General features: G+C 64.0%; 19 protein-coding genes. 11 read left to right on the top strand and 8 right to left on the bottom strand.

Going from position 1 to position 21,105, the window contains the following annotated elements; translation table 11 throughout:
* Window positions 1-16: 16 nt before the first annotated feature.
* The 9 genes from AX756_RS14865 to rsmD all read left to right on the top strand — a co-directional run bounded on the left by AX756_RS14865 (window position 17) and on the right by rsmD (window position 8,512).
* Window positions 17-1,753, top strand: a complete 1,737-nt coding sequence (locus tag AX756_RS14865) for a type I secretion system permease/ATPase (protein WP_068313048.1) — start codon at window positions 17-19, stop codon at window positions 1,751-1,753.
* On the top strand, window positions 1,750-3,054 hold the full coding sequence (locus AX756_RS14860; RefSeq protein WP_068313045.1) for an HlyD family type I secretion periplasmic adaptor subunit: 1,305 nt from the start codon (window positions 1,750-1,752) through the stop codon (window positions 3,052-3,054). The genes AX756_RS14865 and AX756_RS14860 overlap by 4 nt, the downstream gene beginning before the upstream one ends.
* A 22-nt stretch (window positions 3,055-3,076) precedes the next feature.
* Complete coding sequence (locus tag AX756_RS14855; protein WP_068313042.1) at window positions 3,077-3,541, top strand: RidA family protein; 465 nt, start codon at window positions 3,077-3,079, stop codon at window positions 3,539-3,541.
* Window positions 3,542-3,552: 11 nt separating this feature from the next.
* Window positions 3,553-4,308 (top strand): glycerophosphodiester phosphodiesterase family protein, encoded by a 756-nt coding sequence (locus tag AX756_RS14850; protein WP_068313187.1) that lies wholly within the window; start codon window positions 3,553-3,555, stop codon window positions 4,306-4,308.
* Between the two features lie 51 nt (window positions 4,309-4,359).
* Window positions 4,360-5,544: a GNAT family N-acetyltransferase gene (locus tag AX756_RS14845; RefSeq protein WP_068313184.1), complete on the top strand. Its 1,185-nt coding sequence runs from the start codon at window positions 4,360-4,362 to the stop codon at window positions 5,542-5,544.
* Window positions 5,541-5,834 carry a 4a-hydroxytetrahydrobiopterin dehydratase gene (locus tag AX756_RS14840; protein ID WP_068313039.1) on the top strand — a complete coding sequence of 98 codons (294 nt, stop codon included), beginning with the start codon at window positions 5,541-5,543 and terminating at the stop codon, window positions 5,832-5,834. The genes AX756_RS14845 and AX756_RS14840 overlap by 4 nt, the downstream gene beginning before the upstream one ends.
* A gap of 42 nt (window positions 5,835-5,876) precedes the next feature.
* Window positions 5,877-6,656 (top strand): mechanosensitive ion channel family protein, encoded by a 780-nt coding sequence (locus tag AX756_RS14835; protein WP_068313036.1) that lies wholly within the window; start codon window positions 5,877-5,879, stop codon window positions 6,654-6,656.
* Window positions 6,657-6,731: 75 nt separating this feature from the next.
* A complete protein-coding gene (locus tag AX756_RS14830) occupies window positions 6,732-7,943 on the top strand; it encodes an NAD(P)/FAD-dependent oxidoreductase (RefSeq protein ID WP_068313034.1) in 1,212 nt (403 codons plus the stop codon).
* On the top strand, window positions 7,940-8,512 hold the full coding sequence (gene rsmD / locus AX756_RS14825) for a 16S rRNA (guanine(966)-N(2))-methyltransferase RsmD (RefSeq protein ID WP_068313028.1): 573 nt from the start codon (window positions 7,940-7,942) through the stop codon (window positions 8,510-8,512). The genes AX756_RS14830 and rsmD overlap by 4 nt, the downstream gene beginning before the upstream one ends.
* Before the next feature lie 169 nt (window positions 8,513-8,681).
* Here rsmD and map read toward each other — a convergent pair whose 3' ends face one another.
* The 3 genes from map to AX756_RS14810 form a co-directional block, all read right to left on the bottom strand.
* The gene (map, locus tag AX756_RS14820; protein WP_068313025.1) at window positions 8,682-9,530 is read right to left on the bottom strand and encodes a type I methionyl aminopeptidase; all 849 of its coding nucleotides are present in this window, start codon (window positions 9,528-9,530) and stop codon (window positions 8,682-8,684) included.
* A gap of 68 nt (window positions 9,531-9,598) precedes the next feature.
* Window positions 9,599-10,501 (bottom strand): GntR family transcriptional regulator, encoded by a 903-nt coding sequence (locus AX756_RS14815; RefSeq protein WP_068313022.1) that lies wholly within the window; start codon window positions 10,499-10,501, stop codon window positions 9,599-9,601.
* 148 nt (window positions 10,502-10,649) lie between these two features.
* A complete protein-coding gene (locus AX756_RS14810) occupies window positions 10,650-11,543 on the bottom strand; it encodes a hydrogen peroxide-inducible genes activator (RefSeq protein ID WP_068313020.1) in 894 nt (297 codons plus the stop codon).
* Window positions 11,544-11,648: 105 nt separating this feature from the next.
* Here AX756_RS14810 and katG point away from each other — a divergent pair, with 105 nt between their 5' ends.
* Window positions 11,649-13,865 (top strand): catalase/peroxidase HPI, encoded by a 2,217-nt coding sequence (gene katG, locus AX756_RS14805; RefSeq protein ID WP_068313018.1) that lies wholly within the window; start codon window positions 11,649-11,651, stop codon window positions 13,863-13,865.
* 117 nt (window positions 13,866-13,982) lie between these two features.
* Complete coding sequence (locus tag AX756_RS14800; protein WP_068313015.1) at window positions 13,983-14,816, top strand: HTD2 family dehydratase; 834 nt, start codon at window positions 13,983-13,985, stop codon at window positions 14,814-14,816.
* A gap of 5 nt (window positions 14,817-14,821) precedes the next feature.
* Here AX756_RS14800 and AX756_RS14795 read toward each other — a convergent pair whose 3' ends face one another.
* The 5 genes from AX756_RS14795 to AX756_RS14775 all read right to left on the bottom strand — a co-directional run bounded on the left by AX756_RS14795 (window position 14,822) and on the right by AX756_RS14775 (window position 21,034).
* On the bottom strand, window positions 14,822-16,090 hold the full coding sequence (locus AX756_RS14795; RefSeq protein WP_068313012.1) for an amidohydrolase family protein: 1,269 nt from the start codon (window positions 16,088-16,090) through the stop codon (window positions 14,822-14,824).
* Window positions 16,091-16,295: 205 nt separating this feature from the next.
* Complete coding sequence (locus AX756_RS14790; protein WP_068313182.1) at window positions 16,296-17,237, bottom strand: ABC transporter permease; 942 nt, start codon at window positions 17,235-17,237, stop codon at window positions 16,296-16,298.
* Complete coding sequence (locus tag AX756_RS14785) at window positions 17,237-18,304, bottom strand: ABC transporter permease (RefSeq protein WP_438938406.1); 1,068 nt, start codon at window positions 18,302-18,304, stop codon at window positions 17,237-17,239. Before AX756_RS14785 ends, AX756_RS14790 begins: the two co-directional genes overlap by 1 nt.
* Window positions 18,304-19,824 (bottom strand): ABC transporter ATP-binding protein, encoded by a 1,521-nt coding sequence (locus tag AX756_RS14780; protein ID WP_068313006.1) that lies wholly within the window; start codon window positions 19,822-19,824, stop codon window positions 18,304-18,306. The genes AX756_RS14785 and AX756_RS14780 overlap by 1 nt, the downstream gene beginning before the upstream one ends.
* Before the next feature lie 211 nt (window positions 19,825-20,035).
* Complete coding sequence (locus AX756_RS14775; RefSeq protein ID WP_068313003.1) at window positions 20,036-21,034, bottom strand: BMP family protein; 999 nt, start codon at window positions 21,032-21,034, stop codon at window positions 20,036-20,038.
* Window positions 21,035-21,105: the final 71 nt, after the last annotated feature.

Raw genomic sequence — 21,105 nt, 5'->3', positions numbered from 1 at the left:
CCACTGGAAGGCGAATATGCGCGAATCCGACATCGAAACAGGCCGGCGCGAATTGCGCAGGATCCGCCGGCAGAGCGGCGGGCTTCTCCTCGCTGCCTTTGTTTTCTCCATTTTCGTCAACATGTTGATGCTGACGGGCCCGCTCTACATGCTGCAGATCTACGACCGGGTGCTCAGCTCCCGCTCGGAGGAGACCTTGCTCGCCCTCTCGGCGCTCGTTGTGTTCCTCTACGCGATGATGGGCCTGCTGGACTATGCCCGCGGCCGGGTCATGGCCCGCATTGGCGCCCGCTTCCAGGCCCGGTTGGATCAACGTGTCTTCACCGCCGCAATCCGACGGGAGACCGGTGCGCCGGGGGCAACCGCACCCGCCGCACGTCTGCGCGATCTCGAGAATATCCAGCGGTTCTTCGGCTCCCCGGCAGCATTGGCGCTGTTCGACCTGCCATGGACGCCAGTCTTTCTTCTGGCGATCTATGTCTTTCATCCCTGGTTGGGCGGGCTCGCGATCTGTGGCGGCATCCTGCTGGTGTCCCTCACCGCCCTGAACCAGGCCCGCATCCGGCACCCGCTGGCGGAAGCGACGCAAGCCAGCCTGACAGCCGAGCGGATTTCGGGCCAGATTCTGGACGAGGCGGAGACGGTGGAGGCGCTCGGAATGCGTGCGGCGACGTTCGAACGCTGGCAAAGGGCGCGTTCCAGGAGCCTGCGCACGATGCTGGCCGCCGCAGACAGGGCGGGCACCTATACGGCGGCCTCCAAGGCGCTTAGGTTGCTGCTGCAATCGGCCATGCTGGGGCTGGGGGCGTATCTCGTCCTGCAACACGAGTTGACCGGGGGGGCGATGATCGCCGGTTCCATCCTGCTCGGGCGCGCTCTTGCCCCGGTGGAGCTCGCGGTCGGGCAATGGGAAGCCTATCAACGCATGACGCGCGGCTGGCGCAGCCTGTCCCAATTGCTGGGCCACGTCCCGCCAGAGACAAAGCGAACGGCGCTTCCCAAACCCGCAGCGCAGCTTGAGGCGCTGCAGGCAACGATCATTCCACCCGGAGACAACCAGGCCACCCTGCGCATGGTCAGTTTCCAACTGCCGCCAGGGCAGGCCATGGGCGTCATTGGCCCCTCTGGCTCCGGCAAGACCACGCTAGCGCGCGCCCTGACCGGCGTCTGGCCCTGCGCCGGCGGCAAGATCCGCCTCGATGGCGCGGCATTGGAGCAATATGACCCCGATGTGCTCGGCCAGCATATCGGTTACCTGCCGCAACGGATCCGCCTCTTCGATGGCACGATTGCCGAGAACATCGCACGCCTCTCTGCGAGCCCGGATGCGGAAGCCGTGGTCGCGGCCGCGCGCAAGGCCGACGCCCACGAGATGATCCTCAAGCTGCCGAACGGATACGACACCCCGCTCAAGGCCGCGTCGAATCGGCTCTCGGGCGGGCAGATCCAACGGCTCGGGCTGGCCCGCGCGCTCTATGGCGACCCGTGCATCGTGGTTCTGGACGAGCCGAATTCCAACCTGGACAATGAGGGTTCCGAGGCACTGAACCGGGCCATCCGCCAGATCAAGGAGGAGAATCGTTCGGTCATCATCATGGCCCATCGCCCCGCTGCCATCCGCGAATGCGACCTGCTTCTGGTGCTCGACAACGGAATTCGGCGTGCCTTCGGGCCCAGGGACGAGGTCCTGCGCGACACCGTCCGCAACGCCAAGCAGATCCATGCATTCAAGGGCAAGGGGGGCATTCAATGAACCGTCGCAACCGCCTGAGCGCGCGCTTTCCGCTCTGGCTAGGCCTGATTTCGATCGCCTTGCTGCTGGGCGGGTTCGGGAGTTGGTCGTTGACGAGCCGGATCGCCGGCGCCGTGGTCGCCTCCGGTCATGTCGAAGTCGATCAACACCGGCAGGTCGTGCAGCATCTCGATGGCGGGATCGTCAAGCGGCTGCTGGTCCAGGAAGGAGACCGAGTTCAGTCCGGGCAGAAACTTATCGAGCTGGAGGATTCGGAAATCCGCTCCGAGTTGACCATTGTCGAGGGGCAGGTCTTCGAGCTCATGGCCCGCGCCGGACGGTTCGAGGCCGAAAGAGATGGCGCGCAGGAGATCAACTACCCCGCCGAGCTTCTTGCCGCGGCCAGCACCCGTTCGGAGATCGCGGATCTTGTGGCGGGGCAGACACGGCTTTTTCAGGCGAGACTGGGAACACTGCAGAAAAAAGCCGATCAACTGGCGCGCCGACGACAACAGATCGAAAGCCAGGTCGACGGGATCGATGCGCAACGAACGGCTCTCACGGAACAGTTGTCCCTTATAGGGCAGGAGCTTCAGGACCAGCAGCACCTGCTGGACAAGGGGCTGGCCCAGGCCTCGCGCGTCTTGTCCCTGCAGCGGGAGCGGTCCGGGCTCGCCGGCTCACTCGGCGAACTGGCCGCCAGCCGGGCCGAAACCCTCGGGCGCATGACCGAGATGGATATCGAGATCCTGAAGCTTGAAACCGACAGGCGGGAAGAGGCCATTTCGCAATTGCGGGATCTCAAATCCAGCATCGTGGAGTTGAACGAGCGCCGGCATTCGCTAGGCAAGCGCCTCTCGCGGCTGGAAATTGCCGCGCCGGCGGCCGGGATCGTTCACGGGCTGGTCGTCAACACGCCGCGCTCGGTGATTCGCGCGGCGGATCCCGTTGCCTATATCGTCCCGCAAGATCGTCCACTGGTGATCACGGCCCGCATAGATCCGTTGCATGTCGACGAAGTTTTTGTCGGTCAGGAGGTGACCTTACGCTTCCCCGCCTTCGACTCGCGCCGAACCCCGGAGCTCGCGGGGCGGGTTTTCAGGATCTCGGCGGATGCCTTTTCCGACGAGCGCAGTGGCCAATCGTTTTATCGCTGCGAAATCGTCCTGGACGAGGACGAGATCAAAAAGCTGGGCGAAGGCAAGGAAGTACTTCCCGGCATGCCGGTGGAGGCCTATATCCGGACCGGTGAACGCTCGCCTCTGGCCTATCTGGTCAAGCCTTTCACGGACTATTTCAACAAGGCCTTCCGCGAGAGCTGAGGCCGCCGAAAGGAGCCTGCCAATGCCCGGCACGATCGAAACCCGCCTTGCCGAACTCGGCGTCACCCTGCCCGACGCCCCGGCTCCCGCCGCCAATTACGTGCCCTTCGTGCAGGTCGGTGACATGGTCTATGTCTCGGGCCAGGTGTGCAGCGGACCGGACGGGCTGATCATCGGCAAACTCGGGGCCGACATGGAAGTCGAGGCGGCAGCGGCAGCAGCAAAAAGCTGCGCGATCGCGCTTTTGGCGCAATGCAAGGCGGCCTGCGGCGGCGACCTGGACCGGCTCAAGCGCGTGGTCAAGCTGACCGGTTTCGTCAATTCCACCGCCGATTTCGGCGACCAGCCCAAGGTCGTCAACGGGGCTTCAGACTTCCTCGTCGAGGCGCTTGGCGATGCCGGCCGGCATGCACGCTCTGCCGTCTCGGCCGCCTCGCTGCCCTTTGGCGTTGCCGTTGAAATTGAAGCGATCTTTCAGATCGGCTGACGGTGTCGGACATGGATTTGCATTCGGACTTTCTCGCCCGTCCATTGGCTCATCGTGCCCTGCATGATGTGACCGACGGACGGCCCGAAAACTCTCGTGCTTCCGTGCGCGCGGCAATCGAGGCGGGCTACGGTATCGAGATCGACCTGCAATTGTCAGCCGATGGGCGCGCCATGGTGTTTCACGACTATGCGTTGCAGCGCCTGACGGCCAAAAACGGGGCGCTCCGGCAACGGAGCGCTGCCGAACTGGCCACTATTCCGCTCAAGGGCGGCGGCGAGGGCATCCCGACATTCGCCGAAATCCTGGCGCTGGTTAGGGGCCGCGTGCCGCTTCTGGTGGAGATCAAGGATCAGGATGGCGGCCTTGGCTCGAATGTCGGCCAACTGGAGCAGGCCGTCGTTCGCGATCTCGCGGGATATGACGGGCCGATTGCGTTCATGTCCTTCAACCCGCACTCGATGATCGCGCTCGGCCGGCTGGCCCCCGACACCTGTAGAGGACTGACAACAAGCGCCTTTTTACCGAAGGATTGGCCCGGCGCCCCCGAACCAACTCTCGCAAGGCTGGCCGGCATCCCCGATCTCGCGGAGGCCGGAGCCAGGTTCATCAGCCATGACGCCCGGGACCTGCACGCGGATCGCGTTTTGGAGATCAAGCAATCGGGACTACCCGTGCTGTGCTGGACAATTCGTTCGCAGCAGGCGGAAATCGCCGCGCGCGAGATTGCCGACAATGTGACCTTCGAAGGCTATCGCCCGGCTTGATCCCGCGCCCTCGGCGGGCAAACCTGTGCCGACGCCACCCACCGGATGCCCATGACCGAAACCGCGATAGACGTTGAACTCCTGCCCTCCATCGACGCCATCCCGGCGGCCGAGTGGGATGGCTGTGCCTGCCCCGAGGCGGCCGACGGGTTTCGCCCGGTCGATCCGTTCACAACGCATCGCTTCCTGAAAGCCCTGGAGGACAGCGGTTCGGTTGGCCCCGGTTCCGGCTGGCAACCCTCCTATCTCGCCGCGCGCCGCAATGGAGAACTCATCGCCTGCGCGCCGCTCTATGCCAAGGGGCACAGCCAGGGCGAGTATGTATTCGACCATTCCTGGGCCCATGCCTACGAGAATGCCGGCGGTACCTACTACCCCAAGATGCAGCTTGCTGTGCCCTTCACGCCCGTTACCGGCCGCCGTTTCCTCGTCAAGCCGGGGGCGGAGGCCATCGGCATGCCTGCGCTCGTGCAGGCCGCGGTGCAGTTGACGGCCAACAACAACATGTCCTCGCTCCATGTCACTTTCTGCACCTCCGACGAAGCCGCGGCTAGCCAGAAGATGGGCCTGATGCATCGCCGCGGCCAGCAGTTTCACTGGGAGAACGCCGGATACGAGAGTTTCGACGGCTTTCTCGCCGCGCTCTCCTCACGCAAGCGCAAGAATATCCGCAAGGAGCGGGCCACGGCGCAGGCGTTTGGTGGCACGATCCGCAACCTGACCGGGGACGAGATCGAACCCGGGCATTGGGAGGATGTCTGGGCCTTCTACCAGGATACCGGCAGCCGCAAATGGGGCAGCCCGTATCTCACGCGGCACTTCTTCGACATCGCGCATGAAACCCTGCGCGACGATATCCTGCTCGTTCTCGCCGAACGGAACGGGCACAACGTCGCTGGGGCGCTGAACTTCATCGGCAGGCACGCGCTTTTCGGCCGTTACTGGGGCGCGCTGGAGCATCACCCCTGCCTTCATTTCGAATTGTGCTATTATCAGGCAATCGACTACGCAATTGAACACCAATTGGAAACGGTGGAGGCCGGCGCGCAGGGGGAGCACAAGCTAGCGCGTGGCTATCTTCCGGTGCCGACCCATTCGCTGCATTGGGTGGCTGATCCGGGATTTGCCAAGGCTATCGCGCAGTTTCTCGACGCAGAGGCCAGAGCCGTGGATGAGGAGATCGAGATTCTCACCAGCTACGGACCGTTTCGCCAGACAGGGGAGGATCACGATTGACCGAGAAACTCACGGATCGCACGTCGCTCGAACCATTTCTAGCCGGCGGATGGAGCCTCGATGAGCATCGCGATGCGCTTGTGAAGACTTTCCTTTTCGCCGATTTCATCACCGCTTTCGGCTGGATGACACGTGTTGCCATTCACGCAGAAAAGATGAACCATCATCCCGAATGGGAAAATGTCTATCGCCGCGTGCGCGTTACCTTGACGACGCATGACGCGGACGGGTTGAGCGCGCTGGATATTGCTCTTGCCCGAAAGATGGACGAGGAAGCTGACCGTTCCTGAATGGGCGGTTTAAACGGTGTTTGAAGAAAGGGAATTTCCGAGATGGACGAACAGGTCATCATGAACGCGCTTTTGGCGCTTGGCACGGCCATTGGCGGCATCTGGCTCAGCGGTTTCGTATCGAAGCGCATCCTCAAACTGCCCGAGCAGAACGATAAATTCGACCCGATGCTGGCGCGTTTCATTGCCAGCGTCACCCGTTGGGCCATCCTGGTCTTTGCCGGCATTTTCGTGCTCGGCACCTTCGGCATCCAGACCACCTCGCTGGCCGCGGCCATCGGTTCGGTCGGTATCGCCATCGGTCTGGCCCTGCAGGGGACGCTCGGGCATCTGGCCGCCGGTGTCATGCTGGTTGTTTTCCGCCCCTTCAACCTCGGACAGTTCATCGAAGTCGCCGGGCATTCGGGGACCGTCAAACAGATCACGTTGTTCACGACCGAACTGGCCACACCCGACAACGTGCAGATCATCATTCCGAACGGCGATGTCTGGTCCTCCTCCATCATCAACTACTCGGCACATGACACGCGTCGCGTCGATCTCGTCTTCGGCGTCTCCTATGACAGCGACCTGAAGAAGACCGAGGAAATCCTGAACGGGCTGATCGCCGCCGACGATCGGTTCAAGAAGGACCCGGAGCCTTTCGTGAAGGTGACCAACCTGGGCGACAGCTCGGTGGATTTCACCGTGCGCGTCTGGTGCGACGCTCCCGATTACTGGGATCTGAAGTTCCAGCTGACACGTCAGGCAAAGGAAGCATTCGACACGGCGGGAATCGACATCCCCTTCCCCACGCAGTTGCAGATCAATCGCGAGGTCTGACCGGTCGGAAGCGATTGCATTCGCCGGCGCCGACGCTAGGTTCGCCCCAGCACAAATCAGTGGGGAGGATTGGCCATGCCGGGGATCGTGATCGTGGGTGCCGGACAGGCCGGGGCCTCTCTCGCGGCCAAGCTGCGCGCGTCGGGCTACACGGGCAAGGTGACGCTGATCGGCGAGGAGCATGCTCCGCCCTATCAGCGCCCGCCCTTGTCCAAGAAATACCTGCTGGGCGAGATGGAGCCGGAGCGGCTCTACCTGCGCCCCGAGAGTTTCTATGCCGAGAACGACATCACCCTGCGCACCGATTGCCGGGTGGATTCCATAGACGCAGCGGATCGCAAGATCGTTCTGGGCACCGAGACGCTGGAATATGAACATCTGGCCCTGACAACCGGCTCCGTGCCCCGACGCCTGCCGCCGGCGATTGGCGGATTACTGGAAGGCGTCCACGTTGTCCGAACCCTGCGCGATATCGACCGGCTCGCCCCGGAAATGGTGGCGGGAAAGCGCGTGCTGATCGTGGGTGGCGGCTATATCGGGCTTGAGGCCGCCGCGGTGGCCAGCAAGCTGGGGCTGGACGTGGTGCTGGTCGAGATGGCCGAACGGATCCTGCAACGGGTCGCCGCGCCGGAGACGTCGGACTATTTCCGCACCCTGCACCGCTCCCACGGCGTGGATATCCGCGAGGCAACCGGGCTGGAACGCTTGACCGGGGAGGGGCGCGTTTCCGGCGCCGTTCTGAGCGACGGGACGGAGATCAAGGTCGACCTGGTGATCGTCGGTGTTGGCATTTCGCCTGCAACCGAACTGGCCGAGGCGGCGGGGCTTGCGCTGGACAACGGCATCGCGGTGGACGGCATGGGGCGCACGTCCGATCCGCATATCTGGTCCGCCGGCGATTGCGCTTCTTTCCCGAGGCGCGGGCAGCGCATCCGGCTGGAAAGCGTGCAGAACGCGATTGATCAGGCAGAGTTGGTCGCGTCCAACATGCTCGGGGCCGAGGCGGAATATGATCCAAAGATCTGGTTCTGGTCTGATCAGTTCGACGTGAAGCTGCAAATCGCGGGGCTCAACACCAGCTATGACCGGGTCGTGGTGCGGCCGGGCGAGAAGGAAGGATCCGTTTCTCATTGGTATTTCGCCGGCAACGCCCTGCTGGCCGTAGACGCGATGAACGATCCGCGCGCCTATATGGTCGGCAAACGGCTGATCGATGCCGGCCGGAGCGCGGATCCGGCGGCGCTGGCCGACCCGGCCACCGATCTGAAGGCACTGATGCGCGGATGAGGATCATCGGCGGAAAAAACAAGGGACTGGCACTGGCCTCGGTTGGCAAAGGCGATACGGCGGCGCATCTGCGACCCACGTCGGACCGCGTGCGCGAGAGCCTGTTCAACCTGCTGGCGCATGGCCACGGCGATCCGGTCCCCGATGCGCGGGTGCTGGACCTGTTCGCCGGCACGGGCGCGCTTGGACTGGAAGCGCTCTCGCGCGGCGCGGCACAGGTGACCTTCATCGACGAAGGCGCCAAGGCGCGGGCGCTCCTGCGGGAGAATATCGAGAAGCTCCGCGCCTATGGCACAACCAAGCTCTATCGGCGTGACGCGACGCGGATGGGCGTCAATCGTGGCAGCGGTTTCGACCTGGTTTTCCTCGACCCGCCTTATGGCAAGAGGCTCGGGGAACGCGCGATTGCGTCCTGTGTCGAAGGCGGCTGGTTTGTGCCCGGGGCGCTGATCGTCTGGGAAGAGAATGCACCGCAACCGGTGCCCGAGAGCTTCGAGCTGCTGGACCGCCGGGAATATGGCGACACGCATATCACGATCCTGCGGGCCCCAGACGACGCGGCGTCATAGCTGTTCCCGGGACGTGACCTCTTCCCCGGTCCGCCCTTCACACTCGATTCTCCTGAACGGACGTTAAGGTTAACGCAGGTGGTCGGGGCACGCGGGCGCAACAAGAGCGACAAGATCGGTCGGCTTTTAATTGCTCGGCCTGTCGCACGGCCTGCTCCCATCCGGGCGCCTACTCCCAGGTTGGGTGGAACTTGCCCGCCGGCGACAGGGTAAAGATCTCGAAGCCGTCCGCCGTCACGCCGATGGAATGCTCGAACTGCGCCGAGAGGGATTTGTCCCGCGTCACCGCGGTCCAGTCATCTGCCAGAACCTTGGTCTCCGGACGGCCGAGATTGACCATCGGCTCGATGGTGAAGATCATCCCTTCTTCGAGCGTCGGGCCCGTGCCGGGGCGTCCGTAATGGAGCACGTTGGGCGGGGCATGGAATACGCGGCCCAGCCCGTGGCCGCAGAAATCGCGCACCACGCTCATCCGCTGGCCTTCGACATAGGATTGGATCGCGTAGCCGATATCGCCGAAGGTGTTGCCCGGCTTCACCGCCTCGATCCCCTTGAACAGGGCATCATGCGTCACCTGCACGAGGCGCTCGGCCTTGCGGGAAATCTTGCCGGCCACGTACATCCGGCTGGTATCGCCAAACCAGCCATCGACGATGACCGTCACGTCGATATTCAGGATATCGCCGTCATGCAGCGTCTTATCACCCGGAATCCCGTGGCAAACGACATGGTTCACGCTGATGCAGGTGGCGTGCTGATACCCCTTGTACCCGATCGTGGCCGAGGTCGCCCCGGCCTCGTTGACCATGTCCTCGACCGCCTTGTCGATGGCCGCCGTCGTCTGGCCGGGCACGACGAGCGGCGCCACGCGGTCCAGAATATCGGCAGCCAACCGGCCTGCCGCATGCATTCCCGGAAAATCCGACTTCTCGTAGAGCCGAATTCCGTCCTTGGTCAGCCGTGCCCGCGTATCGTCCACGTCGCCCTCTGTCTTGATCGTTTCAGTCCCGCGGAACATAGGGATATCCCGCCGGAAAGGCCAGATCGTGCTGCAACGGCAAAACGCAGCGGCGCGAAGACCCAGCTTCAGCCTTCTTCGTCCCAGTGTACCGAGTCCAGAAGCGAGGTTCGGGCCGACTGCAAATGCCTCCTGAAGGCGTCCCGCGCCTTCTGCCGGTCCCCCTCCCGTAGCGCTGCGATGATCTCCAGGTGTTCGCGCGTCGCGAGCCGGTTGCGCGCCAGTTCCCCTGATTTCCGCCACCGGTAGTGATAGTGAAAGACCATGGTGACGACGCCGAAGAAATCCTCCACGAAGCGGTTCTCGAGCTGTTCGAACAGCAATTTGTGGAACGCCTCGTCCATCCGCGGGAAATCCATGTAGCGTTTGTCGATATCCGCGCCCATGCGTTCGAGCGCGCCCTGCATGGCGACGAGCGCCTTCCAGGTGTTGTCCTCGGGGCCGCGTTCGAGCATCCGGTCAAAGGCGCGCTGCTCGAAAAGCTCGCGCACATCGAACAGCTCCTCGGCGAAACTGCGGGTGAAGCCGCGCAGAACCCAATGCCGGTTGGGTTCCTTCTCGATCAGGCCGAAACGGGAAAACCGGATCAGGAACTCACGTACCGCCGACGGGCTGGTGCCGAAGGAGCGGGCCAGTTCGCTCTCGCGCAGGATCGTACCGGGAGCAAGATCGCCGCCAAGGATTAGCTCCATGAACGCGGTTTCGACCTTCTCCGCCGTGGTGATGGTTTCCTCGTTGGTAAAGAAATCGTTGCCGCGCGGCAGCCGCAGGATCGCCTTGCGTCGGCCCTCCCAATCGATGATCCCGGTCTTGCTCAGCCTTTGCAGCACCGCCCGGACCGTCGTGCGGGAGATGCCCCATGTCTCGGCAATCTCGGTTTCGGGCGGCAGGTTGCCGCCGGTGCCGATCTCGGCGATGGCCTCAAGGCAGCGATTATAGCTGTCCTTGTAGACGGCGTTGCTGCGCGGCATGGTGCCTCCAATGCTCGGTGCAATCGCAGAAAATGCGCAAGCGGCTTCGCTGGGGCCAACCGGCGCGCCCCTTTATTGCATGTCGTGAGTAGGGTTTTCGCCCGCCGGGCGTCAATGTCCTTTCTCGAATAAAAGCAGAAAACCGGCGCTAGCGCGATACTGCCACTTGCCGGACCTCCTCGGCAATCTGGCGGAGTTGCGCATCCAACGGGCTGCTCTTGCGCCAGATCATGCCGATACTGCGCGACGGCCCCGGCGCGGGAAATTCGGCCACGCTCACCGGGGCGGCGCCCGTCTCGACGCCGACGGCCATCTCGGGAATGAGCGTCACCCCCATCCCGGCCCCCACCAGTTGTACCAGTGTCGAGAGCGAGCTGGCATCGAGCATTTCGCGCGGCTTGGCGGTCGATGTGGCGCAAAATGCCAGCGCCTGATCCCGGAAACAGTGCCCCTCCTCCAGCAGGAGCAGCTTCATCTCCCGCATCCCCTCCGAATCGGGAACGGGCTTGTCGGCATCTTCACGCGGCCGGACGAGGACGAAATTCTCCGAGAAGAGCGGAACCTCGGTCAGCGTGGGTTCCGAAACGGGGAGCGCAACGATAGCCGCGTCGAGCGCCCCCTCGGCGAGTTCCGCGATCAGGGTCTGGGTCAGGGTTTCGCGCACGCGAATATCCAGCCCGGAATGGCTCCGTGACAGGCTCGCCACGAGGCGCGGCAACAGGTAGGGCGCGATGGTCGGGATCACGCCAAGGCGAAACCGCCCGATCAGGCCATCATGCGCGCGCCGCGCAAGATCCCCCAATTCATCCACCGAACGGAGGATTTCCCGGGTTTTCAGCGCCACTTCCTCGCCGATCCCGGTCAGGCGGACCCGCCGCGTACTGCGGTCGAAAAGCGTTGTTCCCAGGGTTTCTTCCATTTCACGGATCTGGACGGAAAGCGCTGGTTGCGAAATGGAACAGGCCTCTGCGGCACGCCCGAAATGACCGTGACGGGACAGCGCTTCGAAATAGCGGAGCTGTTTCAGAGTGAGATTTATCATAGTTTTAAATTATCACGTCAATGAGTTAATGCAATTTCCTTTAATCATTCTTCCCTGCTAGCTTGGTGTTCGAACAGGGACTCACGACAAACCAGGGAGATCAAGATGGACGGCAACGACGCCCCGAACACCGGCAAATGCCCCGTCATGCACGGCACCACCAATGTAGGTATGCGTTCCAATAGCGACTGGTGGCCGAACCAGCTCAACCTACGGATTTTGCACCAGAATGCGCCTGCAACCAATCCTTTGGGCGCTGATTTCGACTATGCGGATGCGTTCCAGAAACTCGACCTGGCGGCAGTGAAGGCGGACCTCACCGCGCTGATGACCGATTCGCAGGATTGGTGGCCGGCCGATTACGGCCATTACGGCGGCTTGATGATCCGCATGGCTTGGCACAGCGCCGGCACCTACCGGACGGCCGATGGCCGTGGCGGCGGCGGTTCGGGCCAGCAGCGTTTCGCCCCGCTCAACTCCTGGCCGGACAATGGCAACCTCGACAAGGCACGCCGCCTGCTCTGGCCGATCAAGCAGAAATACGGCAACGCGCTGAGCTGGGCCGACCTCTACATTCTCGCCGGCAATGTCGCGCTGGAGAGCATGGGCTTCAAGACCTTCGGCTTCGGCGGCGGCCGTGCCGATGTCTACGAGCCGGAAGAGGATGTCTATTGGGGCGCCGAGACCGAATGGCTTGCCACCTCTGACGCGCCCAACAGCCGTTATTCCGGCGAGCGCGATCTGGAAAACCCGCTCGCGGCCGTGCAGATGGGCCTGATCTACGTCAACCCGGAAGGGCCGGACGGCAACCCCGACCCGCTCGCCTCCGGCGCCGATATCCGCGAGACCTTCGCCCGGATGGGAATGAACGACGAGGAGACCGTCGCGCTCACCGCCGGCGGCCACACTTTCGGCAAGACCCATGGCGCCGGTGACGCCGCGCTTGTCGGCCCCGAGCCGGAAGCGGCGCCACTGGAGGAAATGGGCTTCGGCTGGAAGTCCGCCTATGGTTCCGGCAAGGGCCGCGACGCCATCACCTCCGGTATCGAAGGTGCCTGGACGCCGAACCCGACCCAGTGGGACAATGGCTATTTCGACGTTCTTCTCGGCTATGAGTGGGAGCTGGTGAAGAGCCCGGCCGGCGCATGGCAGTGGACGCCGAAGGACATCAAGCCCGAGGACATGGCGCCGGATGCCGAGGATCCCTCCAAGCGCGTGCCGATCATCATGACCACCGCCGACATGGCAATGAAGATGGACCCGATTTACGGCCCGATCTCCAAGCGGTTCCACGAGAACCCCGAAGAGTTCGCCGACGCCTTTGCCCGCGCCTGGTTCAAGCTGACCCACCGCGACATGGGACCGAAAGCGCGCTATCTCGGCTCCGAAGTGCCCGCCGAGGACCTGATCTGGCAGGATCCGATCCCCGCTGTCGATCACCCGCTGATCGATGCAGCTGACATCGCGGCGTTGAAGAAGACTGTTCTGGCCTCCGGGCTGAGCGTGCCGGATTTGGTGTTCACCGCCTGGGCCTCGGCTTCGACCTTCCGCGGTTCGGACAAGCGCGGCGGGGCCAATGGTGCCCGCATCCGGCTTGCCCCGCAGAAGGATTGGGCCGCCAACCAGCCCGCGCGTCTGGCCAAAGTTCTGGAAGTGCTCGAAGGCGTCCAGGCCGACTTCAATGCCGCTCAAAGCGATGGCAGGAAGGTGTCGCTGGCTGACCTGATCGTTCTGGGCGGTGCTGCTGGCATCGAACAGGCCGCGAAGGAAGCCGGCCACACAGTCGAAGTGCCTTTCACCCCCGGCCGGACCGATGCCAGCCAGGAGGAAACGGATGTCGAGTCCTTCGCCTACCTGGAGCCGGAAGCGGACGGTTTCCGCAACTACCAGCGCACGTCCTTCACGGTGCCGGCGGCGGAACTGCTCGTCGACAAGGCGCAACTCCTGACGCTCTCGGCCCCCGAGATGACCGTTCTGGTCGGTGGCCTGCGCGCCATCGGGATCTCCGCTCCCGAAAGCTGCCATGGCGTCTTTACAGACCGTCCGGGCGCGCTGAGCACAGATTTCTTCGTCAACCTGCTCGACATGGGTACGGTCTGGGCGCCTGTCGCCGGCGAGGACAACCTGTTCGAAGGGCGCGACCGCAAGAGCGGCGAGTTGAAATGGACCGGCACCGGTGTCGATCTGGTCTTCGGCTCGAATTCGCAGCTGCGCGCGCTAGCCGAGGTCTATGCCCAAAACGGCTCTGGAGTCGCTTTCGTGCAGGACTTCATCGCCGCCTGGAACAAGGTGATGAATGCAGACCGTTTCGATCTGAAGTGATCTGTAACGCGTGAAAGAACCGAGGGGCGCGTCCGGAAAACGGGCGCGCCCTTTTCGCGCCTTGTCTGGCGGAGGGAAGGGCGAAACAGTGTCGCCGGACAAGGGGAGGCCAGCGCAATGTCAGAGATCGGGTCCTGGATCGGACGACGCGAAGCGCGGGATGACGTGCTTCTACTGCAACCAGCCCGCTTCATGCAGGCAACGCTAGACTGTGCACCCGACCTGTCTGACGGCGATCCGTTGCCGCCGCTCTGGCATTGGCTCTACTTCCTCGAAGCGCATCCGACATCGCAGCTTGGGCGCGACTCGCACCCGAAAAAGGGCGGCTTCTTGCCCCCGGTTGCGTTACCGCGTCGGATGTGGGCCGGCGGGCGGTTCGAGTTCCACTTGCCACTGCGGCTCGGCCAGCCCGTGCGCAAGGTTTCCACGATCACGGATATCGCCAAGAAGGACGGGCGGAGCGGAAAGCTCTGTTTCGTGACAGTCCGGCACGAGATATTCGACGGTGACCGCCTCGCCCTGACCGAAGAGCATGACATCGTCTATCGGGAAGACCCGTCGCCGGATGCCCCGCCGCCGGTTCTGCGCCCGGCACATGATGGGGCGGATGTGTCGGAAGAGGTCGTGCCGAGCGAGGTGATGCTGTTTCGCTATTCCGCGCTCACCTTCAATGGCCACCGCATCCACTACGACGTGGACTATGCCCGCAAGGTCGAAGGCTATGACGGGCTGGTCTTTCACGGCCCGCTCACGGCGACGCTGCTGATCGACCTCGCGATGCGCCATACGGGGCGGATGCCGCACAGCTTCTCCTTTCGCGGCCTCGCCCCGATTGCCGGCATGGCGCCCTTCCGGATCGAAGGTCGCAGCGATGGCGACGGGTTCGAGCTGTGGGCAAGGCGGGCCGATGGCGCGCTGGCCATGACAGCGCGGGCGGAGTTCGCCGGGTAAGTTCGTCAGAGACCGGGATCGACCGCTGCCGGCCGCCCGGGCAGCGTAAGCTTCGCCGTGCCGGCCGGGGTCTCGGAAATGACCTTGCCGGCGCGGATCACGGCAAGACGGGTCGCACGCAGGCGGATCGCTTCAATCGGATCGGGCGCTTGCAGGATGACGAAATGGGCTTTCTTGCCCTTGGCGAGCCCGTAGCCCTCCAGCCCCATGATCTCGGCCGAGTTCACCGTGACCGCGTCGAAGCACCAGCGCATGTCCTCGCGGCTGGATAGCTGGCCGACATGCAGCCCCATCGACGCCACGTCAAGCATGTCGGCGCGGCCCAGTGAATACCACGGATCCTTCACGCAATCGGAGCCGAAGCCGACCGTCATGCCCGCATCGCGCAGCTCGCGCACACGGGTCTGGCCGCGGCGCTTGGGGTAGGTGTCGTGGCGCCCCTGCAGCATGATGTTGATCAGCGGGTTGGGGATGACGCGCATCTCGCTCTCGGCCATCAGCGCAATGAGCTTGGAGACGTAGTAATTGTCCATCGAATGCATGGAAGTCAGGTGCGAACCGGCAACGCGACCTTGAAGCCCGAGCCGTTGCGTCTCGTAGGCCAGCGTTTCGATGTGGCGGGAATGCGGGTCGTCGCTCTCGTCACAATGCATGTCCACCATCAGCCCACGTTCGGCGGCAATCTCGCAAAGCTGACGGACGGACTCGGCACCATCGGCCATGGTGCGTTCGAAATGCGGGATGCCGCCGACGATATCCACACCCATGTCGAGCGCGCGGATCGTGTTGGTCATCGCCGTCGGGTCGCGCAGGACACCATCCTGGGGGAAGGCCACGAGTTGCAGGTCGATATAGTCCTTCACCTTCTCGCGTACTTCGAGCAGAGCCTGCACGCCGGTGAGTTTGTCATCGCAGGTGTCCACATGGGTGCGGATCGCGCCGATCCCCATGGAGACGGCGATATCGCAATAGTCCAGCGCGCGAGCGACGATCTCGTCCACGGTCTGGATTTCCTTCAGCTCGCCCCAGAGCGCGATGCCTTCGAGCAGGGTGCCCGAGACGTTCATCCGCGGGCGGCCGAGCGAGAGCGTGGCGTCCATGTGGAAATGCGGATCGACGAAGGGCGGCGAGACGAGGCGGCCGGTGGCATCGATGGTCTCGGCGGCTTGCGCCGTGATGTTCGGTTCGATGGCAGAGATGAAGCTGCCCGCGCAAGCGATATCCGCGATGGATCCGTCGGGCAGGGTGGCGTTTTTGACGAGAAGGTCGAGCATGTCAGTCCTCCACTGATGATCTGGAGCGAGAAGGGCGGCGCCCGACCCCAGGTGGGCGCATTCTGCCTATGAACGATGTGGCCCGGTTTGGGCACTCAATACAATGGTGTGGCGCGGGACGTGTACGATGCGCCCTCCCGGAGGGAGGGTCGGGCGCCGCCCGGCGTGCCGCCGGGCGATACCGGATTGAACGGTGCGCCATTCTTTAACGTTGTCCTTTGAACCAAGGCTTCAACAGCGCCCGCGGGTAATCCGCCTTCCGCGCCGCAATGATCAACGCGATGATCGACAGCACATAAGGCACCATCAGGAAGACCTGCCCCGGCACGACAGCGCCGGCCATGGTTTGCAACCGTACCTGCAACGCGTCGAACATGCCGAAGAGCAGCGCCCCGAGGAGCGCCTTGCCCGGCTGCCAGCTGGCGAAGATCACCAGCGCGATACAGATCCAGCCGCGCCCATTGACCATGCCGAAGAAGAACGCATCGAAGGCGGACATGGTCAGGAAGGCCCCGCCAAGCGCCATCAGCGCCGATCCCGCGACCACCGCGCCCATGCGCAGGCGCATCACCGACAAGCCTTGCGCGTTCACCGCGTCCGGGTTGTCGCCCACCGCCTTGATCGCGACGCCGAGCGCGGTGCGGTCCATCAGCCACCAGACGAGCGCCACCATTACCAGCGCCAGCCAGGTGAGCGCCGTCTGCTGGAACAGCACCGGGCCCAGAAACGGCAGGTCCGACAACACGGGGATGTCGAGCGCGCGGAACGGCTCGATGCGCGGCGGGGTGGCCACCTGCGGGAAGATCGTCCGGTAGGCAAAGGACATCAGCGCGGTGGCGAACATGGTTATCCCGAGGCCCGAGACATGCTGCGAGAGGCCAAGTGGCACCGTCAGAATGGCGTGAAACAGGCCGAACAGCCCACCCGAGAGAGCCGCCGCGATCACACCCAGCCAGAGCGAGCCGGTCAGGTAGGCCACGAGCCAGCCCATCATCGCGCCGACGACGAAGATACCCTCGATGCCAAGGTTCAGAACCCCGGAACGCTCGCACATCAGCGCCCCCAGCACGCCGAAGATCAGCGGCGTGGCGATGCGCAGCGACGCCGCCCAGAAGCTGTCGGAGAGGAAAATCTGGAGAAGGTCGATCATGCTGCGCCCTCCGTCCGCACACGGCGGATCTGGAAACGGGCGAAGAAACCGCCCAGCAGCACGCAGATGAGCGACATGGAGACCGTAAGGTCCGCGAGGAAGGAAGAGACTCCCATCGCCCGGCTCATGGAGTCGGTGCCGACGAAGACGGAGGCGATGAAGAGCGCCGCCGCCACGACCCCGAGCGGCGAGAGCCCGGCCAACATCGCCACGACGATGCCGGTATAGCCGAAGCCCGGCGAGAGGTCTGTGGTCAGGTATCCCTTCAGCCCCGCGACCTCCGAGACACCTGCAATCCCGGCCAGCGCGCCCGAGGCAAAGGCGACAGCCAGGAAGATCCGCTTCACCGGCATACCGGCGTGGCGCGCCGCGGCGGCATTCTCGCCCACGGCGCGGATGCGCAACCCCCAGACGGTCATCGCCATGATCACATGAGCGACGACGGCGGTGCCGATGGCCAGCAGGAAGCCCGCATGCAGGCGCATCTTGGCGATGAGCTGCGGCAGCACGGCTTCGTCGATGATCGGCTCCGATTGCGGCCAGCCGAGGCTCATCGGGTCCTTCAACGGGCCTTCCAGCATCATCTGCACGAAGATCAGGATGATGAAGTTCAGCAGCAGCGAGGTGACGACCTCATCGGCGCCGAAACGTGTCTTGAGCACCGCCGGGCCAAGCATCCCCAGCCCGCCCGCGATGGCACCCGCCAGCAGCACCAGCGGCACCATCAAAATGGGCGGACCCTCGATCATGCCGGAGCCGACCCAGACAGCGGCCATGGCACCCAGATAGAGCTGCCCCTCGCCGCCGATATTCCAGAGCTTCGCGCGAAAGGCGACGGCGGCGGCCAGCCCGGTGAAGATCAGCGGCGTCGCCCGCGTCAGCATCTCGGTGAAGGAAAACAGCGAGCCGAAGACGCCTGTGAACATCTGCCCGTAGGCCTCGATGATCGGCGCGCCGGCAAAGGCGAGCGGAATGGCCGCCAACAGCAGCGAGCCGATGGCGGCCAGCAGCGGTACGCCCGCCGTCAGGCGCCTCGATGGTTGCTCTCTTGGAACGATCTCGATCATGCGGCGTGCCCTGCCATGAGTTGGCCGATGGAGGCACGCTCCCGGCTGTCCGTTTCGACAAGCTCGCCGGCATGCATCACCAGCACGCGGTCGGCGAGCGAGAGGACCTCGTCGAGATCCTCGGAAATCAGGATGACGCCCGCGCCCCGGTCGCGCGCCGAGATGAGCCGGCGGCTCACCTCCGCGGCGGCGCGGAAATCGAGCCCGCGCGTCGGCTGGTTGGCGAGGATCACGTTCGGCTCGGTCTCCAACACGCGGGCCAGGATCATTTTCTGGATATTTCCGCCCGAAAGCAGCGCGGAGCGGACATGGATGCCGGGGCCGCGCACGTCATAGGCCTCGCTCAGAGCCTCGGCATTTTCCGCCATGGAGGCGCGCCGCAGGAAACCGCCGCGCTGCACATCCGCGTCGTCCAGCCGTTCGATCACGAGATTCTCGGCCACGCTCAACGCGGCGATGATACCGTCATGGTGACGATCCTCCGGAATTCGTCCGATCCCATGCGCAAGCGCCGCGCGCGGGTTCAAGGCGGAAAGGCTCTCGCCCCCCACTTCGATCCGGCCGGAATCCGGCGCCAGCAGGCCGGACAGGATTTGTGCCAACGCACTCTGACCATTGCCGGAAACACCGGCGATGCCCACGATCTCGCCGCGGCGCAGATCGAGAGTCACGTCCCGCAACCCCCGGGTTTCCCGTTCGGGATGCACCGACACGTTGTCGAGGCGCAACACCGTGTCGCCGGGCGTTCCGGGCGTGCGTTCCGGCATGTCATGTTCCTCGCCAATCATCATCCGGATGATCGAGGCGGTATCTGCCTCGGCGGTGCGCATTTCGCCGGTCTTCTTGCCGTGGCGCAACACGGCGATCCGGTCCGAGAAGGCAAGAACCTCGCGCAATTTGTGGGAGATGAAGATCACCGACAGCCCGTTTTCCACCATGGAACGCACAGAGGCAAAGAGCGTGTCGGCTTCCTGCGGGGTGAGCACGGCGGTGGGTTCGTCGAGCACGAGAATGCGCACATCGCGGTAGAGCGCCTTGAGGATTTCCACCCGCTGTCGTTCGCCGACCGAGAGGTCGCGCACCTTCCGGTCGAGCGGAGCCTCCAGCCCGGAATGGATCATCAGCGCTTCCAGCTTGGCCCGCGCCGCGCGGCGGTTGCGATGGAATTGCAGCAGACGCTCGGTACCGAGCAGGATGTTGTCGATGACAGTGAGGTTCTCGGCCAGCGTGAAATGCTGGTGTACCATGCCGATCTTGGCCTCGATTGCCGCCTGTGGCTGGCCGGGCGGCAGGATGATCTCGGCACCGCCTTCGTGCCAGACATGCACGCTGCCCGCATCGGCCGTGTACTGCCCGAAGAGCATGTTCATCAGCGTCGTCTTGCCAGCGCCGTTCTCGCCGAGAAGCGCAAGCACCTCGCCGCGGGCGAGATCGAGGTCGATATGGTCCGCGGCAAGGACCGAGCCGAAGCGCTTGGTCATGCCGCGAAGCGAAAGGACGGGTTTTGAAGTGGTCATCTCGTGACGGGTGTCCGAAGCGATGAGGGCCGCGCCCGACCCTGGGAGGGCATGCAGAACAGGCGAGATTGGCAATGCCATCGCAATCCCCCCGAGCGCCTGAACCGATTGAGCCGTCGCAATGCGCCCTCCCGGGGGGAGGGTCGGGCGCGGCCCGGCGTTTCCGCCGGGCCATATCCTTGAACGGACGCTTTCGCGCCGCTCGGCTTGCCTACATGTCCGAAACCGGGGCTTCGTCATTCACCTCGACGGTGAAGGCGCCCGAGAGGATCTCGGCTTCCTTGGCCTTCACGGCCTCCAGAACCTCGGCCGGCACCAGCGCCTCATCGACCGTGATCGAGCCGCCATCATGTTCCATGTAGGAATAGATGCCATAATCGGCGGCCTCGTAGCTGCCGTCGGCAACCTTTGCGATGGCCGTGTCGATGGTCGCTTCCATGTGCCAGATGGCCGACGCCAGGATCGTTTCCGGGTAATCGGCGGAGGTGTCGATTACGTTGCCGATGGCCTTCACGCCACGCTCGACGGCGGCGTCGGACACGCCGAAGCGCTCGGCATACATCACGTCCGCGCCGGCATCCATCATGGCGAAGGCGCTCTCCTTGGCCTTCGGCGGATCGTACCAGCTGTCAATGAAGTTCACGAGGAACTTGACCTCCGGGTTCACCTCGCGCGCGCCTTCCATGAAGGCGTTCATCAGCCGGTTCACCTCGGGGATGGCATAGCCGCCGACCATGCCGATCACGTTGGACTCGGTGGCCGCACCGGCGATCATGCCGGTCAGGTAGGAGGGCTCGTGGATGTAGTTGTCGAAAGCGGAGAAATTCGGCGCTTCCGGCCCGAAGGAGGAGCCCATCAGGAAACCCGTTTCCGGGTAGTCGGCCGCGACCTTGCGCGCCGCGCGTTCCAGACCGAACACCTCGCCCACGATCAGCTGGTGGCCGGCTTCGGCATATTCGCGCATCACGCGTTCATAGTCGGTATTGGAGACGTTCTCGGAGAAGACATACTCGATATCTCCCCGCTCGGCGGCGGTATTCAGCGCCATGTGAATGCGGCTGATCCACTGCTGCTCGACCGGCAGCGTGAAGATCGCCGCGACCTTCACCTTGTCGGCGGCAAGCACCGCGCCGCTGGTCGCAACCAGCGTCAAAGCCGTCGCGCCGGCGAGCAGCGCACGCCTTCCGATCCGGGACGTGAAATCGATCATCTGAACCTCCTGTTCCGTGGTGGGTCTTGGTTTACCCTTGTGTGAGTGGATCTGAGCGCCCGCTCGCAATC

This window comes from Aliiruegeria sabulilitoris, from assembly GCF_001558155.1.
Taxonomy (GTDB): Bacteria; Pseudomonadota; Alphaproteobacteria; order Rhodobacterales; family Rhodobacteraceae; genus Tropicimonas; species Tropicimonas sabulilitoris.
Note: the sequence above shows the minus strand (reverse complement) of the source record. Positions and strands in the feature narration are given on the sequence as shown.

Excerpts from the sequence above, each read along its gene's own strand:
- katG (WP_068313018.1), top strand. The coding sequence starts at position 11,649 with ATGGACGGCAACGACGCCCCGAACACCGGCAAATGCCCCGTCATGCAC.
- AX756_RS14795 (WP_068313012.1), bottom strand. The coding sequence starts at position 16,090 with ATGCTCGACCTTCTCGTCAAAAACGCCACCCTGCCCGACGGATCCATC.
- AX756_RS14780 (WP_068313006.1), bottom strand. The coding sequence starts at position 19,824 with ATGACCACTTCAAAACCCGTCCTTTCGCTTCGCGGCATGACCAAGCGC.
- AX756_RS14830 (WP_068313034.1), top strand. The coding sequence starts at position 6,732 with ATGCCGGGGATCGTGATCGTGGGTGCCGGACAGGCCGGGGCCTCTCTC.
- AX756_RS14810 (WP_068313020.1), bottom strand. The coding sequence starts at position 11,543 with ATGATAAATCTCACTCTGAAACAGCTCCGCTATTTCGAAGCGCTGTCC.
- AX756_RS14865 (WP_068313048.1), top strand. The coding sequence starts at position 17 with ATGCGCGAATCCGACATCGAAACAGGCCGGCGCGAATTGCGCAGGATC.
- AX756_RS14775 (WP_068313003.1), bottom strand. The coding sequence starts at position 21,034 with ATGATCGATTTCACGTCCCGGATCGGAAGGCGTGCGCTGCTCGCCGGC.
- AX756_RS14815 (WP_068313022.1), bottom strand. The coding sequence starts at position 10,501 with ATGCCGCGCAGCAACGCCGTCTACAAGGACAGCTATAATCGCTGCCTT.
- AX756_RS14845 (WP_068313184.1), top strand. The coding sequence starts at position 4,360 with ATGACCGAAACCGCGATAGACGTTGAACTCCTGCCCTCCATCGACGCC.
- AX756_RS14860 (WP_068313045.1), top strand. The coding sequence starts at position 1,750 with ATGAACCGTCGCAACCGCCTGAGCGCGCGCTTTCCGCTCTGGCTAGGC.
- AX756_RS14800 (WP_068313015.1), top strand. The coding sequence starts at position 13,983 with ATGTCAGAGATCGGGTCCTGGATCGGACGACGCGAAGCGCGGGATGAC.
- AX756_RS14850 (WP_068313187.1), top strand. The coding sequence starts at position 3,553 with ATGGATTTGCATTCGGACTTTCTCGCCCGTCCATTGGCTCATCGTGCC.
- AX756_RS14835 (WP_068313036.1), top strand. The coding sequence starts at position 5,877 with ATGGACGAACAGGTCATCATGAACGCGCTTTTGGCGCTTGGCACGGCC.
- map (WP_068313025.1), bottom strand. The coding sequence starts at position 9,530 with ATGTTCCGCGGGACTGAAACGATCAAGACAGAGGGCGACGTGGACGAT.
- AX756_RS14855 (WP_068313042.1), top strand. The coding sequence starts at position 3,077 with ATGCCCGGCACGATCGAAACCCGCCTTGCCGAACTCGGCGTCACCCTG.
- rsmD (WP_068313028.1), top strand. The coding sequence starts at position 7,940 with ATGAGGATCATCGGCGGAAAAAACAAGGGACTGGCACTGGCCTCGGTT.